Origin of the sequence: Streptomyces sp. NPDC093260, from assembly GCF_040683715.1 — a bacterium.
Lineage (GTDB): Bacteria > Actinomycetota > Actinomycetes > Streptomycetales > Streptomycetaceae > Streptomyces > Streptomyces sennicomposti.
Genome location: NZ_JBFBEK010000023.1, coordinates 60,779 through 74,171, shown reverse-complemented (window position 1 = coordinate 74,171; position 13,393 = coordinate 60,779). Strand labels below are relative to the sequence as shown.

Sequence of the window (13,393 nt, the reverse complement as noted above, 5' to 3'; positions counted from 1 at the left end):
AACGTGCGTGCTCGGCCGACCCGGCGGCGCCGGTTCGGGGCAGGGCGGAGCACGAACGGTCAAGGGCGAGCGGGCCAGGGGGCGGGAATGACGGAGGACAGTCCTTCGAACGGGAGCGGCGGACTCTCGCGGCGCAGACTGCTCGCGTCGTCGGCAGCGGCGGGCGGCGCGGTCTGGGTGCTGCGCGGGCTGGTCCGGCCGGGCAGCGCCCACGCGGCCTCGGCGGCTCCACCGGACTTCCCGGCCGGGATCGACGTCCACCAGCGCGTCTACGAGAACTGGGCCGGCGAGATCCGCACCGACCAGCTGTGGACGTGCGCGCCGCGCAGTCCCGAGGAGGCGCTCGCCGTCGTCAACTGGGCACACGGCGCGGGCTGGACGGTCCGTGCGCAGGGACGGCGGCACGGCTGGGCTCCCCTCACCGTGGCCGACGGCACACCCGCCGCGACCCGGGTCGTCCTGCTGGACACCACCGCACACCTCACCGCGATATCCCTGGAGCAGCGCGCCGCCGACGGGACGGCCGCGGTCCGGGTCCAGTCCGGCGCCTCACTGGAGACGCTGCTCGCGTTCGCCGGCGCGAGCGGGTACGGGGTGGCCTCCGCTCCCGCCCCCGGCGACCTCTCGGTCGGCGGCGCGCTCGCCATCGGCGCGCACGGCACGGCCGTCCCCGCCGTCGGCGAGCACCCGGCGCCCGGCCAGGGCTACGGCTCGCTGAGCAACCTGGTCACCGAACTGACCGCGGTCGTCTGGGACCCGGCCGCCGGCCACTACGTCCTGCGGACCGTCGGCCGGGGCGAGCCCGACTGCGCCGCGCTCCTCACCCACCTCGGCCGCTCGCTCGTCACCGAGGCCGTCCTGCGGGTGGGCGCCGACCGGAATCTGCGCTGCCAGTCCTTCCTGGACATCCCCACCGCCGAGCTGTTCGCCGCGCCCGGCGCCCCGGCCGGCACCCGCACCCTGGCCGGCTTCCTGGACCGCACCGGCCGGGCGGAGGCGATCTGGTTCGCCTTCACCGACCGCCCCTGGCTGAAGGTGTGGAGCGTCGCCCCGCAACGGCCGTTCGGCGCCCGCGCGGTCGACGGGCCGTACAACTACCCGTTCTCCGACTCGCTGCCCGAGCCGGTGGCCCGGCTGGCCGGGGACCTGGTCGCCGGGGCGTGGGCGAGCGCGCCGCTCTTCGGACAGGTCCAATACCTGCTGGCCAAGGTGGCGTTGACCGGCGACATCACCGACGTCCTGCTCTCCGGGACCCTGGTGCGGGACGTGCTGACCGGCGATGTGCTCACCCATCTGCTGGCCGGCGGACCGCGCTCGGACCTGTGGGGCCCCTCCCGTGACCTGCTCCAGTACGTGCGGCCCACCACCCTGCGCGAGACCGCCAACGGCTACGCCGTCCTCACCCGCCGTGCCGATCTCCAGTGGGTGGTCAGCCGGTTCGCCGACTTCTACCGCACCCTGCTCGCGCAGTACGCGGCGCGCGGCGAGTACCCGGTCAACGGCCAGGTGGAGATCCGGGTGACCGGCCTGGAGGACGCGACCGTGTGCGGCGTCCCCGGCGCGCGGCCCCCGCTGCTGTCCGCGCTGCGGCCGCGTCCCGACCGGCCGGACGTCGACACCGCCGTGTGGATCGACGTCCTCTCCCTGCCCACGACGCCCGCCCTGCACCGCTTCTACCGCGACATCGAGCAGTTCCTCCTGGCCCTGGACGGGGACCGGGCCACGGTCCGCGTGGAGTGGTCCAAAGGATGGGCCTACACCGACACCGCCGCATGGTCCGACCCGGACGTCCTCACCCGCGCGGTCCCGGCGAGCCAGCGCGCCGGAGGCGGCCCGGGCTGGGACGAGGCGGTCGCGGCCCTCGACCGCCTCGACCCCCACCACGTCCTGTCCAGCCCGTTCCTCGACGCCTTGCTGCGCTGACCGGACGGTCCCGCGGGCCCCGGCCCCGGCTCGGCGGCCCCTGCCGTCAGGGAGCGTGCGAGGGGCGCGCGACACGACCTGGACGCACGCACACGACCGTTCGTTTACCTCTCCTTTGCCGGTGCATGGTGATCTGGCCCAGTCGGACCACGTATCCGATCATCGGACGCCCCAAGGAGTCACGTCATGCACAGACCCACCCGCCGTCACCTCACGGTCGCGACCGCGCTCGTCGCCGCGGTCACAGCCGCCGTCGCGGTCACCACCGCCGCCGGCGCCTCCGACGGCAAGGAGCAGGCGAAGCGCGCGGTCCAGGGCGGTAAGGCGAAGAACGTCATCCTGCTCATCGGCGACGGCATGGGCGACTCGGAGATCACCCTTGCCCGCGACTACACCGTGGGCGCGAGCGGCCGCCTGAACATGGACCGGTTCCCGCTGACCGGCGCCTACACCACGTACGCGGTCCACGCCGACGGCACCCCGGACTACGTCACCGACTCGGCGGCCAGCGGCACCGGCTGGGCCACCGGCGTGAAGACGGTCAACGGCCGCATCTCCAAGACCCCCGGCAGCGACAAGCCGGTGAAGACGCTGCTGGAGCTGGCGCAGCGCAACGGCTACGCCACCGGCAACGTCACCACCGCCGAGCTCACCGACGCCACCCCGGCCGTCCTCGCCTCGCACGCCACCGACCGTTCCTGTCAGGGGCCGGCCGACATGGCCAAGTGCCCTCGCGACACGATCGCCGCCGGCGGGCCGGGATCGATCGCCGAGCAGGAGGTCGACCACAAGGTGGACGTCCTCTTCGGCGGCGGCAAGCAGCGGTTCGACCAGAAGGTCACCGACGGCCGGTACAAGGGGCTGACGGTCACGCAGCAGGCGCAGAAGCTGGGGTACCAGGTCGTCACCGACGACGCGTCCATGAAGGCGGCCAAGGCGGGCCGGCCGGTCCTCGGACTGTTCGCCCCGGGCAACGTGCCCACCGAGTGGACCGGAAGGACGGCGGCGGTCGGCGGTACGGACCCGCAGCGGTGCGTCACCTCCAACCCGGGCCGCCCCGCCACCACGCCGAGCCTCGCCGACTCCGCCGCGAAGGCGATCCAGCTGCTGGAGGCCAAGCAGAAGGCGAACCGCTCCCAGCAGGGCTTCTTCCTGCAGATCGAGGGCGCCTCCATCGACAAGCAGGACCACGCCGCCGACCCCTGCGGCCAGATCGGCGAGACCGCGGCCTTCGACCGGGCGGTGAAGGTGGCCCGCGACTACGCGGCCAAGCACCCCGACACCCTGGTCGTCACCACCGCCGACCACGGCCACACCAGCCAGATCGTGCCCCTGGAGGCCACTCCGCCCGGCCTGTCCTCCACGCTGGTCACCGACGAGGGCCAGCAGCTGAAGGTCAACTACTCGACCAACACCCCGGGCCAGTCCCAGGAGCACACCGGAACCGAGGTCCGGATCGCCGCCCAGGGCCCGCAGGCCTACCGCGTCCTCGGCGTCACCGACCAGACCGACCTGTTCACCACGGTCCGCGAGGCGCTGCGCCTGCGCTGACACCGTGCGCCGAGCCGATGGGAGCGGTGAGGGCGGCGGTCGCACACCGCCGCCCTCACCGCCACACCGACCCGGAGTCGCACGACGCACCCGGCCACGGCCCCGTGCAGGCCCTCGACCGGAACTGGAAGGCGTGCTCCCAGAACGTGCCCGCGGGCACGCCCGTGCCGACGGACACGGCGCTGGACTTCGGGTCGGTGGAGCCGGGGGAGACCTGCCCCGCGCGGGACGACATGGAGCCGACGGCCGCCGGCGGCAAGCCGCCCGACGTCAAGGGCAGGTCGACGAAGGCGGCGCGGGCGGCGCTCGACTCGGGTACGCCGATCACCGTGCAGGACGCCTCCGCGCAGGACCGGTGGGTGCTCGTGGAGAGCAACCGGCAGGGCTGTATTCAGACCCCGGCGGCCGGTGGCGCGCTGAACGGCCGGCCGGTCACGTTCACCGTGGTCGAGTTCGGCGAGACCTGCCCGCGTCCGGAGCGGGGGGACCTGGCACTCCGGTCGTGGGAGCCGTGCGGGCCGGCGGTGACGGTGGGGCGTCAGCCGTCCCCGCCGGTCCGCCGGTCCGGCGGGGACGGCCTGCGCTGCCGGGCTGGGTTCAGTCGAGCGTCCAGCGCTGGAGGGCGGAGCCGGTGTCGGTCTGCTGGGTGACCAGGGCTCCCGGGGTCTTCGACGCCGTGGTCAGGGCCAGGCCGCTCCGGACGGAGGCGACGGTGTAGGTGCCGTCGGAGCGGCGGGTGAACGTCCAGTGCTGGTGGGAGCCGCCGGTGCACGTCCACTGGATGACCTCGGCACCGGCCGTGGTGGAGCCGCCGGACACGTCGGCGCACAGCCCGGACTCGGCGTTGCGCAGCTCGTAGGAGCCGTCGCCCTGCCGGGTGAGCCGCCAGGTCTGGTTGGCGCCGCCGTTGGCCGTGTAGGTGATGAGCCGGGTGCCGGCGGTGGTGCTGTGGCCGGGGTCGTCCAGCGCCTGGCCGCCGGTGACGAGGGTGTGGTCGCCGTCGAGCCCGCCGGAGGAGACACCGGCCGCGGTGACGGTCAGCGTCTGCTCGCCCGCGCCGCGCCCGCCGCCGACCGGGCCGCCGCTGTCGGTCCAGGCGCGTACGGGGGTGGTCTCGGCGAGCCGGCCCGCCGTGCCGGAGAGGCCGATGACGAGGCCGCTGTACCGGTTCACCAGCCGGAACGTGCCTGTGGCCGTGCCACTGGACGGGGAGGTGACGGGCACCACGAACCACTGCTGGCCGACGGTGGGTCCGCCGCTGCCGGGCGCGGTGACGGTCGGGGCCGTGCCCCAGGCGCGGCCCGCCGCGGGTGTGGTGGGCACGCCGAGGAGACGGCCGGTGGCGGCGTTGGCGATGCGGTAGGAGCCGTCGCCGTTGCCGGTGAACGTCCAGGCGTCCAGGCCGGTACCGGTGGCGGTGGCCGTCGAGGTGGTGGCGGAGGCGCCGGACACCTGGGCCAGCACCCGGCCGCCGCCGCCCGCGATCCGGTAGGTCCGGGTCGGGTCGAAGCGCGTCGCGGCGGGTGCGGAGGAGTCGATCGTCAGGTTGACGTACTCGCCGGAGGCGCCGCCCGAGCAGCCGAAGGAGCAGTAGGAACGGAAGTTCTTCCCGACGATCGCCGAGCCGGTCCGGTTGGCGGCGTCGAGGAACCAGCGGTACCAGGAGGCGGTGTGGTAGCCGCCGGTGTCGCCGATCGGACGCCACTTCTGGGTGGCCAGGTTGTCGGTGGCGTACAGCTGCTGGGGCGCGTCGCCGGACTGGTCGACCGCCTGGGGCTCGCCGATGTAGAGGCCCAGGTAGGCGTTGTAGGTGATGTCCATGACGAACAGGGGCGAGGTGGGCGGGGTCTTGCCCGCGGCGACCTGCTGGTCCACGGTTCCGGTGCCGGCCGGGTCGTACTCCCTGGCGGTGGGTGTGTAGCCGGTGGTGTCGGTGGCGGTCACCGGGACCATGTTGCTCTCCCGGCCGCCGACGCCGGGCTGGGACCAGGAGCCCCCGTACCACTTCTGCCAGGTGCCGGTGGCCATCCTGCCGGACAGCGGGGCGCGGGCGACGTGCGAGTAGAACGCCTTCCAGCCGCCGTTCTTGTCGATGAGGCGTGAGCCGTAGAAGACGTAGAAGTAGCCGGAGGCGGCGTCGACGTAGAGGCGTTGGTCGCCGTCGCCGTAGGAGTACGTCTGCTGCGGGAAGGCCGTGGTGTCGCCGCGCCGGGTGCTGTACGGGGAGGTGAGGGCGTGGCCCTTGATCGTCCAGTGCCGGCCCCGGTCCGTGGAGACGGCGTAGTCGATGGCGTCGAAGTGGCTGCTGTCGCCGAAGGGCTGCGGGGTGAACTCGTTGTGGATCAGGCCGTACCAGTCGCCGGTGTCGGGATCGACCCACACCCCGGCCAGGTCGCAGAAGTTGCGCTGCGAGTAGCCCGAGCCGCTGGGCGGGAAGGTCGCCTCCACGCCGGTGGGGCTGTTGTCGCACAACGCGGTGGTGTCCGGGTTGGTCCCGGCGTCGCTGACGGCGGCGGAGCGGGTGGCGGTGTCGAAGTCGGCGCCCGTGTAGAAGGTCCACGCCCGGCTGTCGTCCGTGCCGTACAGGGAGTGGGCCTGCTGGTAGTAGAACGTCCCGTCCTTGTCGAGGTACGGGTACGCGGGTGTGTCGTCCGGGTGGGTCCAGCTGCCCTTCGCGCCGACGGTCACCGTGTAGGAGGCGTCGGCGGCCGGGGCGGCCGGGGCGGCCGGGGCCGCGGAGGCGGGCGGGGTGGTCAGCGCGCCGCCGGTCAGCGAGATGACCGCCGCGGCCATCGCGCCGGCGACTCTGGTGCGGAGCGGGGTACTTCGAGGTTTACGGATACCGCTCCCGGGACCGTTGGGACTGCTTCCGGGACTCCTGCGAGCGAATGACACGGTTTCTCCTTGCTGTCGGGTGTGCCGGTTGCGTGGGGATCGTGGTGCTCTGCGGGTCGGGTCAGTCGAAGGTCTCGATGTACTCCTGCGGTTCGCCGAGTTCGGGCCGGTCGCGCAGGGCGATGCGGTCGCCGAGGCGCTCCAGCTCCAGCACGGTGAGGGTGTTGTCGCCGGGGTGCAGGAAGGGGGCGGGCAGGTAGAGCGTGGTCTGCGGTCCGATGTGCCAGTAGCGGCCGAGCAGTCGGCCGTTGATCCAGCAGAATCCCTTGCCGAAGCCGGGCAGGGCGACGAACGTGTCCGCGGGCTCGGTGACGGTGAGCCGGGCGGTGGCGAACCCGGCCCGGCCGTCGGGCGGGGCGAGGGAGACGGCACGGGCCAGCTCGTCGGGGCTCCACTCGTCCAGGGGCAGGCGGTGCATGCGCCAGCCGTGCACCAGCCGCCGGTCCACACGGACGCCGCCGAGGATGCCCTTGCCCTGGCCGAGCAGCGGCCCGTAGTTGATACGGCCCTGGTTCTCCACCAGCAGCTCCAGCCGGACGCGTCTGCCGGTGCCGCGCACGCGGCAGGAGGCGGTCTCGCGGTCCAGCACCGCCACGGGGACGCCGTCCACGAAGACCTGGGCGCGATCGTGCAGTCCGGTGACGGTCACCTCGAACTCGCCCTCGGGCAAAAGGGGTTCGGCCGCGTACAGGACGAGGCCCGAGGCCTGGCCGAGCTCCTCGAAGCTCAACGGCGCCGGCGCGCTCACCGGTTCGGCGACCGTGCACAGCGCGTCCAGCAGGGCCGCCCCGTGGATGACGGGCAGCTCGGCGGGCGGCAGCAGCGGCGGGTCGGCGGGCGGCGGGCCGTCCGGCACCGGCTGTCCGGCGGCCGTCAGTTCCTCGCGCAGGGCGTGGAACTTGTCGGTGAGGGCGCCGTGTTCGGCGACGGGTGCGTCGGAGTCGTAGCTGGTGACGGTGGGCTGGAGCCGGTCGCCGTCGTGGTTGGCGCCCGCCCACAGCCCGAAGTTGGTTCCCCCGTGGGCCATGTAGAGGCTCACCGAGCCGCCCGCGCCGAGGATGCGGCCCACGTCGTCGGCGGCGCCGCGGGCCGGGCGGACGTGGTGTTTCTCGCCCCAGTGGTCGAACCAGCCGTTCCAGAACTCGGCGCAGAAGAAGGGTTCTTCGGGCCGCCGCGAGCGCAGCAGCCGGGCCGCCTGCTCGGGGTGGGAGCCGAAGGTGGCCGCGGCCAGTTCGCCCTCGACCGCACCGGCGTCGAGCATCAGCTCGGTGGGGCCGTCGGCGGTGTACAGCAGCTCGGTGACGCCCCGCGCGGTGAGCGCGTCGCGGACCCAGTGGACGTAGTGGCCGTCGTCGCCGTACGAGCCGTACTCGTTCTCGATCTGCACGGCGACCACGGGGCCGCCCCGACCGGCCTGGAGGGCGGCGATCCGGGGGATCAGCTGGTCGAACCAGCGTGCCACGGCCGCCAGGAAGGGCGGGTGCGAGGTGCGCGGCCGCATGCCGGGTGTGCCGGTCAGCCAGGCGGGCAGCCCGCCGTTGTCCCACTCGGCGCAGATGTACGGCCCCGGGCGCACGATCACGTCGAGCCCCGTCTGCTGGGCCAGCCGGGCGAACCGGTCCAGGTCCCGCCAACCGTCGAAGCGCACGTCGCCCGGCGTGCGTTCGTGGAAGTTCCACGGCACATACGTGTCGACGGTGTTCAGACCGAGGGCGGCCAGCCGGGCCAGTCGGTCGGCCCACTGGTCGGGGTGGACGCGGAAGTAGTGCAGCGAGCCGGACAGGATCCGGTGCGGCCGGCCGGCGCGCAGCAGCGTCCCGCCCGCGTGGGTGAGCGTGGCCGCGGGGCGCCGGCTGCGGGCGGCGTCCGATGTGGTCTGCATGGTCACTTGCCGGCTCCGTCGGTCATACCCGTCGATCTCCCCATCCGTCCTCCACAGTGCCGCGGCGGACCGGAGGGAAGCTGTTCCGAGAAGGCCGCGCGACAGTGGGGCGCGCCCGGCCCGTGGCGGGCGGGCATGCCTCGATGGCCGGAACTATGGCAGAGAATGTTATCGATGCCAACCGGAACTGAGCCGTGATTTCCTGCGGGTTGACGTAGAGGGTCGGCAGCGAGATGAGGCGATATCATAGTCGCGTCGAGGCCGGCGAGGGATGGCGTTCATGGCGAAGCAGCAGGTGAAGAGCGGTGATCGTCCACCGGGCATGGTGGACGTGGCCCGGGTCGCCGGGGTGTCCGCGCAGACGGTCTCGCGGGTGCTCTCCGGACACCCCAACGTGCAGGCCCGCACCCGGGAGAAGGTGCTCGCGGCGGTCGAGCAGCTCGGCTACCGGCGCAACAACGCGGCCCGCATGCTGTCCTCGGGACGCAGCCGCACCATCGGCGTGGTCACCCTGCGGACCACCTTCTACTCGCGGGCGGCCCTCACCTCCGGCATCGAGAACGCCGCGCAGGCCGCCGGGTACACGGTCAGCACGGCGACAACCACCTCCCTGGACACCGCCGCCATCGAGGCCGCGCTGTCCCGGCTGGCCGATCAGGACGTCGAGGGCGTCGTCCTCGCCGTGCCGCTGATCCACACCAGCGCGCGGATCGAGCGGTTCACCCGGTCCACGCCCACCATCTCGGTGGACGGGCCGCGCACCGACACCACCGAGGTCGTGGCGGTCGACCAGGCGCTCGCGGCCCGCAAGGCGACCGAACACCTGCTGAACCTCGGGCACGAGACCGTCTGGCACATCGCCGGACCCGGGCACTGGCTGGAGGCCGCCAGCCGTCGCGACGGATGGCGGGTCACCCTCGAAGAGGCCGGCCGGACCGTGCCGCCGCCGCTGGAGGGCGACTGGTCACCGGCCTCCGGCTACCGCAACGGACTCCTCCTGGGCCGTGTCCCGGAGGTGAGCGCGGTGTTCGTCGCCAGTGACGAGATGGCCTTCGGTGTGATCAGGGCGCTGACCGAACTCGGCCGGCGGGTGCCCGAGGACGTCTCCCTGGTCAGCGTCGACGACATCGAGCTGGCCGCCTACTGCACCCCGCCGCTGACCACCGTCGCCCAGCCGTTCGCCCGGACCGGCGAACTCGCCGTCGCCCACCTGTTGCGGCACATCGCCGACCCGGCGGGCGCGATCGCTCCCGAGTCGGTCGAGCCACAGCTCGTGGTCCGCGCCAGCACCGCGCCGCGCGCCGATACTTGAGCCGCCGTGTGACCGCCCGGCCGGGCGCGGTCCGCGAAGGCGACGCCCGAGGTCAGTCCAGACAGAACTCGTTGCCCTCGATGTCCAGCATCGGGATGCACGCGTCGTCGCCGTCGTACAGCGTGCGCACGTGCACCGCGCCGAACGGGATCAGGCGTGCGCACTCCGCCTCCAGTGCGGCGAGGCGGGCCTGGCCGGTGAGCCCGGTGGCGACCCGCACGTCGAGATGCACCCGGTTCTTGGCGACCTTCCCTTCGGGAACACGTTGGAAGTACAGCCGCGGGCCGACCCCCGAGGGATCGACGCACGCGAACCACGCGTCCCGCTGCTCCGACGGCAGTGACCGGCTGTAGGCGTCCCAAGTCGCGAACCCCTCCGGCGGCTGGGGTACGACGTACCCCAGCACCTCGCACCAGAAGCGGGCCAGCCGCTCGGGTTCCGCGCAGTCGAAGGTGACCTGGACCTGCTTGATCGACGACATCGACGCACCCTACCAAGGGGGCCCGGCCGGTCACCGCCGCTTTTCGGCCCGCCGCAGACGGAGCGCGGAGACCAGGAAGAAGACCCCGCCGAGGAAGGCGTAGCCGGCCAGGGAGCTCAAGGAGGGGTCGTCCTTTCCGGCCTGGAGGATGAAGGAGGTCCCGGCGAGCGTGGAGATGCCGCCACTGGCGATCATCGGCCACTGTCCCGCCATGCCGCGCCGCAGAACGCCGACGATCAGCTGGACGAGTCCCGCGGTGACGGCCCAGGCGCCCCAGACCCGGAGGACCGCCGGGATGCCCGAGGTGGCGGCGGCGACCAGACCCGCGGTGGTGAGTGCGCTGAGCGCGACGTTCGCGTGGAGACCGCGCACCGGTCCGCGGTTCGCCCGGGTGGACCTGAGGTCGACGAGCGCGCACGCCACGTCGAACAAGGGGTAGATCACCAGCAACGTCGCGCTGAGGGGGCCCAGGGTGTGAGCGGAGGCGAACAGCAGGGCGGCCCAGATCGCGGCGAACGCGAAGCGCACGAGGTACAGACGGCGCAGCGCCGCGCTGTCGGTCACGGCGGGGGCCGGGGCGGCGGTGAGGACGGAGTCCATGAGGGGTCCTTTCGCGAAGGCGGAGAGGAGGGGGGAAATCGAGGGACCGGAGGGCCGCAGGGCCGGTGGAATGAATGAGGGAGAACGTTCGGTCTTCCTCATTCATTCAAAGCGTCCCTGGCGCCCGTGTCAAGACCGAACGTTCTCCCTCGCGCGCTGATACAGTGATGACCATGAGTACGGGCACACAGAGCGGGAGCATGTCCGAGGCCCGGGCGCGGCTGCTCGACACGGCCACCCGGATCTTCTACGGCGAGGGCATCCACTCCGTCGGCGTGGACCGGATCATCGCGGAGGCCCAGGTCACGCGCGCCACCCTCTACCGGCATTTCAAGGGCAAGGAAGAGCTGATCCTCTCCTACCTCCAGCAGGCCGATCAGGGCATCCGGGGACAGGTGGCCGCCATCCGGGCCCAGGGCCTGCCGGCGGCCGACACGGTCCGGGCCGTGAGTCGCTCCATCGCCGAGGGCATCGGCTCACCCGGGTTCCGCGGATGCGCCTTCCTGAACGCGGCGGCCGAGTACCCCGACCGGGAACACCCTGTCCACCAGGCGGTGTTGGCCCATCGCCAATGGTTCCTGGAGACCGCCACACGGCTCCTGGCGGACGCCGGCTGCGCTCCCGCCGACGCGGCGGGCCGGCACTTCGTCATGCTCCGGGACGGCGCCATGGCGGCAGGCTGCCTTTCCGACCCGACGCCGATCTGCGAGACGTTCCTGAACGGCGTCGAAGGCATCCTGCGCACCGGTCGCGGCACCGACAGCTGAACCGGCCGCCCATCCGTGCAGGGGTCGCGGCACCGACACCTGACCGCCCATCCGTCACCCCGTTCAAGTGGGTCACGGAATCGCGCCATGACCCCGGCGCCATGCGCCGCCTGGCCGCTGCCGCCCACCCCCTCGTGCGCAGAAGCGTCGCCGGGTCCGGCACCTGCCCCGGACGTCGTGGCACGCCTCGCCGACGCCGAGGCCCGCGTCGCCCCGCTCTTCCTCGCCGAGTCCCGGGCCGGGGCGATGGCCGCAGGCGGTGCGGTCGGCGGGCTACAGGCGGACGATGACCAGCGCGATGTCGTCGCGGCCGCCGTCGGCGACGCCGAGGTGGGCGAGCAGGGTGTCGGCCAGGGCTTCGGGGCCGAGGTCGGCGTGACGCGCCAGGGTGTCGGTGAGGCGGTGCAGACCGGCGTCGATGTCCTCGCCGCGGCGTTCGATCAGCCCGTCGGTGTACAGCACCAGGGTGTCGCCGGGGGTGTACGGGACGGTGGCCTGCGGGCGCGGGTCGTCGTGGACGGGGACGCCCAACGGCGGGCCGGTGGCCTCGTCGAGGAGGGAGACGCCGCCGTCTCGGCGGGACAGGGCGGGCGGCGGATGGCCGGCGCTCGTGTAGGTGATCCGCCGGCGGTGGGTGTCGACCACGGCCTTGACCGCTGTGGTGGCCAGGGCGCCTTCGAAGGTGCGGGCGTACCCGCTCAGGACGTCCATCGCCGTGCCCGGCGTGTGGATGGCGCGGACCGCGGCGGACAGGGCGCTTCTGAGCATGCCCATCACGGCGGCGGCCTCCAGGCCGTGGCCGACGACGTCGCCCACCGCGACGGTGAAGCTGTCCTCGGACAGGTCCACCACGTCGTACCAGTCGCCGCAGACGTTGAGCGACCGGACGGCGGGCATGTAGCGCACGGCGATGTCGCGGTGCCCCCTCAGGTCGGGGGAGTGCAGCATGGCCTTCTGGAGGGTGAGGGCCGTCTCGCGCTCCCGGGCGTGGGCCTCCCGCAGTTCCTCGTTCAGACGCTGCAACTCCTGGGCACGCGCGTAGAGTTCGGCCTCCATCGCGTCCCGCTCCCCGCCGGAGTCGCCGGACCGTGAGACGATCGGGCGGGTCAGCACGAAGTCGGTCATGTCCTCCACCCGGTGGATGATCCAGGCGACCTCGCCGTCCGGCCCGAGGACGGGGGTGTTGATCGGCGACCACCACTTGGCCCGGAAGACACCCGGGTGGCCGGACACCGGGATGTCGTACTTCTGCACGGCCATGGTGTCCGGCTTCTTCGAGCGCAGCACCCGCTGGAAGGAGGCGTCGAGATTGCGCACCCCGTCGGCGTCAGGGTCCGCCGGGTTGTCCGGATGGACCTCGAAGAGGCGCCGGCCGAGCAGCTCCTCCCGCGTCCGGCCCGTGACCCGCAGGTAGGCGTCGTTGACGTCGGCGACCACCAGTGCGGGGTCCAGGACCAGATAGGGGCTGGGCGTCACGGCGAACAGCGCCTGGTAGTCGATCTCCGGTCCGCTCACGCGCGCCCTCCTGCCTGACCAGCCGGATCCTGTCCCCGGACCCGGCCCGTGAGGTCGGTGTGCCGCGCCGGTGACGGTTCTCAGGGGCGTGTGTGCGCGGAGCGGACCCGGAAGAGGCGCGGCTGCACATCCGTCGCGATCTTGGCCGCCTGGTCCATGTGGAAGCGGGCCTCGGGGTTGGCGAGCATCGCCCGGTAGTGCTCCTCGGTCTCCCACTGGGCGTAGTTGATCACCCGCTCGCCGTCGAGGGAGACGTGGAAGTTGGCGTGCAGGAAGCCCGGTTGCTGCCTCATCGTCTCCTCGGTGGCGCGGGCGAGCAGCGCGACGAGTTCTTCCTGGCGGTCGGGGGAGACGGTGAAGACGTTGATGAGGGTCGCCACGGGGCGCGTGGTGTCGACCTGAACGGTAACAGTCATGGACTCATGTCTCCCCTTACCGTACGGAGGTTGTCGCCCGCGGTCCCGCTT

At 72.8% G+C, this 13,393-nt stretch carries 11 protein-coding genes; 4 read left to right on the top strand and 7 right to left on the bottom strand.

The window, feature by feature from the left end; all coding sequences use genetic code 11:
• Window positions 1-87: 87 nt before the first annotated feature.
• Both AB0N63_RS26025 and AB0N63_RS26020 read left to right on the top strand, forming a co-directional pair.
• Window positions 88-1,923, top strand: coding sequence for a cholesterol oxidase substrate-binding domain-containing protein (locus AB0N63_RS26025; protein WP_365532090.1), 1,836 nt, complete (start codon window positions 88-90; stop codon window positions 1,921-1,923).
• 186 nt (window positions 1,924-2,109) lie between these two features.
• Window positions 2,110-3,474, top strand: a complete 1,365-nt coding sequence (locus tag AB0N63_RS26020) for an alkaline phosphatase (RefSeq protein ID WP_365532088.1) — start codon at window positions 2,110-2,112, stop codon at window positions 3,472-3,474.
• 55 nt (window positions 3,475-3,529) lie between these two features.
• Here AB0N63_RS26020 and AB0N63_RS26015 read toward each other — a convergent pair whose 3' ends face one another.
• The 3 genes from AB0N63_RS26015 to AB0N63_RS26005 all read right to left on the bottom strand — a co-directional run bounded on the left by AB0N63_RS26015 (window position 3,530) and on the right by AB0N63_RS26005 (window position 8,251).
• Entirely contained in the window at window positions 3,530-3,850 is a 321-nt protein-coding gene (locus AB0N63_RS26015) for a hypothetical protein (protein ID WP_365532085.1), read from the bottom strand.
• Between the two features lie 221 nt (window positions 3,851-4,071).
• On the bottom strand, window positions 4,072-6,267 hold the full coding sequence (locus AB0N63_RS26010; protein ID WP_365532083.1) for an RICIN domain-containing protein: 2,196 nt from the start codon (window positions 6,265-6,267) through the stop codon (window positions 4,072-4,074).
• Window positions 6,268-6,430: 163 nt separating this feature from the next.
• Window positions 6,431-8,251: a glycoside hydrolase family 35 protein gene (locus tag AB0N63_RS26005; protein ID WP_365532210.1), complete on the bottom strand. Its 1,821-nt coding sequence runs from the start codon at window positions 8,249-8,251 to the stop codon at window positions 6,431-6,433.
• A 280-nt stretch (window positions 8,252-8,531) separates the two neighbouring features.
• On the opposite strand from AB0N63_RS26005, the gene AB0N63_RS26000 reads away from it, so the two are divergent.
• Window positions 8,532-9,563, top strand: coding sequence for a LacI family DNA-binding transcriptional regulator (locus AB0N63_RS26000; protein WP_365532081.1), 1,032 nt, complete (start codon window positions 8,532-8,534; stop codon window positions 9,561-9,563).
• A 52-nt stretch (window positions 9,564-9,615) separates the two neighbouring features.
• On the opposite strand, the gene AB0N63_RS25995 is transcribed toward AB0N63_RS26000, so the two are convergent.
• Window positions 9,616-10,044 carry a VOC family protein gene (locus tag AB0N63_RS25995; RefSeq protein WP_365532079.1) on the bottom strand — a complete coding sequence of 143 codons (429 nt, stop codon included), beginning with the start codon at window positions 10,042-10,044 and terminating at the stop codon, window positions 9,616-9,618.
• Window positions 10,045-10,074: 30 nt separating this feature from the next.
• Window positions 10,075-10,644, bottom strand: a complete 570-nt coding sequence (locus AB0N63_RS25990; protein WP_365532077.1) for a hypothetical protein — start codon at window positions 10,642-10,644, stop codon at window positions 10,075-10,077.
• A 173-nt stretch (window positions 10,645-10,817) separates the two neighbouring features.
• Here AB0N63_RS25990 and AB0N63_RS25985 point away from each other — a divergent pair, with 173 nt between their 5' ends.
• On the top strand, window positions 10,818-11,411 hold the full coding sequence (locus tag AB0N63_RS25985; protein WP_365532076.1) for a TetR/AcrR family transcriptional regulator: 594 nt from the start codon (window positions 10,818-10,820) through the stop codon (window positions 11,409-11,411).
• A 273-nt stretch (window positions 11,412-11,684) separates the two neighbouring features.
• Here the strand turns inward: AB0N63_RS25985 and AB0N63_RS25980 are convergent, their stop codons facing one another.
• Entirely contained in the window at window positions 11,685-12,926 is a 1,242-nt protein-coding gene (locus tag AB0N63_RS25980; protein WP_365532074.1) for a SpoIIE family protein phosphatase, read from the bottom strand.
• 80 nt (window positions 12,927-13,006) lie between these two features.
• Window positions 13,007-13,342 carry an antibiotic biosynthesis monooxygenase family protein gene (locus AB0N63_RS25975; RefSeq protein ID WP_365532072.1) on the bottom strand — a complete coding sequence of 112 codons (336 nt, stop codon included), beginning with the start codon at window positions 13,340-13,342 and terminating at the stop codon, window positions 13,007-13,009.
• Window positions 13,343-13,393 lie beyond the last annotated feature (51 nt).

Excerpts from the sequence above, each read along its gene's own strand:
- AB0N63_RS26025 (WP_365532090.1), top strand. The coding sequence starts at position 88 with ATGACGGAGGACAGTCCTTCGAACGGGAGCGGCGGACTCTCGCGGCGC.
- AB0N63_RS26020 (WP_365532088.1), top strand. The coding sequence starts at position 2,110 with ATGCACAGACCCACCCGCCGTCACCTCACGGTCGCGACCGCGCTCGTC.
- AB0N63_RS26010 (WP_365532083.1), bottom strand. The coding sequence starts at position 6,267 with ATGGCCGCGGCGGTCATCTCGCTGACCGGCGGCGCGCTGACCACCCCG.
- AB0N63_RS26005 (WP_365532210.1), bottom strand. The coding sequence starts at position 8,251 with ATGCAGACCACATCGGACGCCGCCCGCAGCCGGCGCCCCGCGGCCACG.
- AB0N63_RS26000 (WP_365532081.1), top strand. The coding sequence starts at position 8,532 with ATGGCGAAGCAGCAGGTGAAGAGCGGTGATCGTCCACCGGGCATGGTG.
- AB0N63_RS25995 (WP_365532079.1), bottom strand. The coding sequence starts at position 10,044 with ATGTCGTCGATCAAGCAGGTCCAGGTCACCTTCGACTGCGCGGAACCC.
- AB0N63_RS25990 (WP_365532077.1), bottom strand. The coding sequence starts at position 10,644 with ATGGACTCCGTCCTCACCGCCGCCCCGGCCCCCGCCGTGACCGACAGC.
- AB0N63_RS25985 (WP_365532076.1), top strand. The coding sequence starts at position 10,818 with ATGAGTACGGGCACACAGAGCGGGAGCATGTCCGAGGCCCGGGCGCGG.
- AB0N63_RS25975 (WP_365532072.1), bottom strand. The coding sequence starts at position 13,342 with ATGACTGTTACCGTTCAGGTCGACACCACGCGCCCCGTGGCGACCCTC.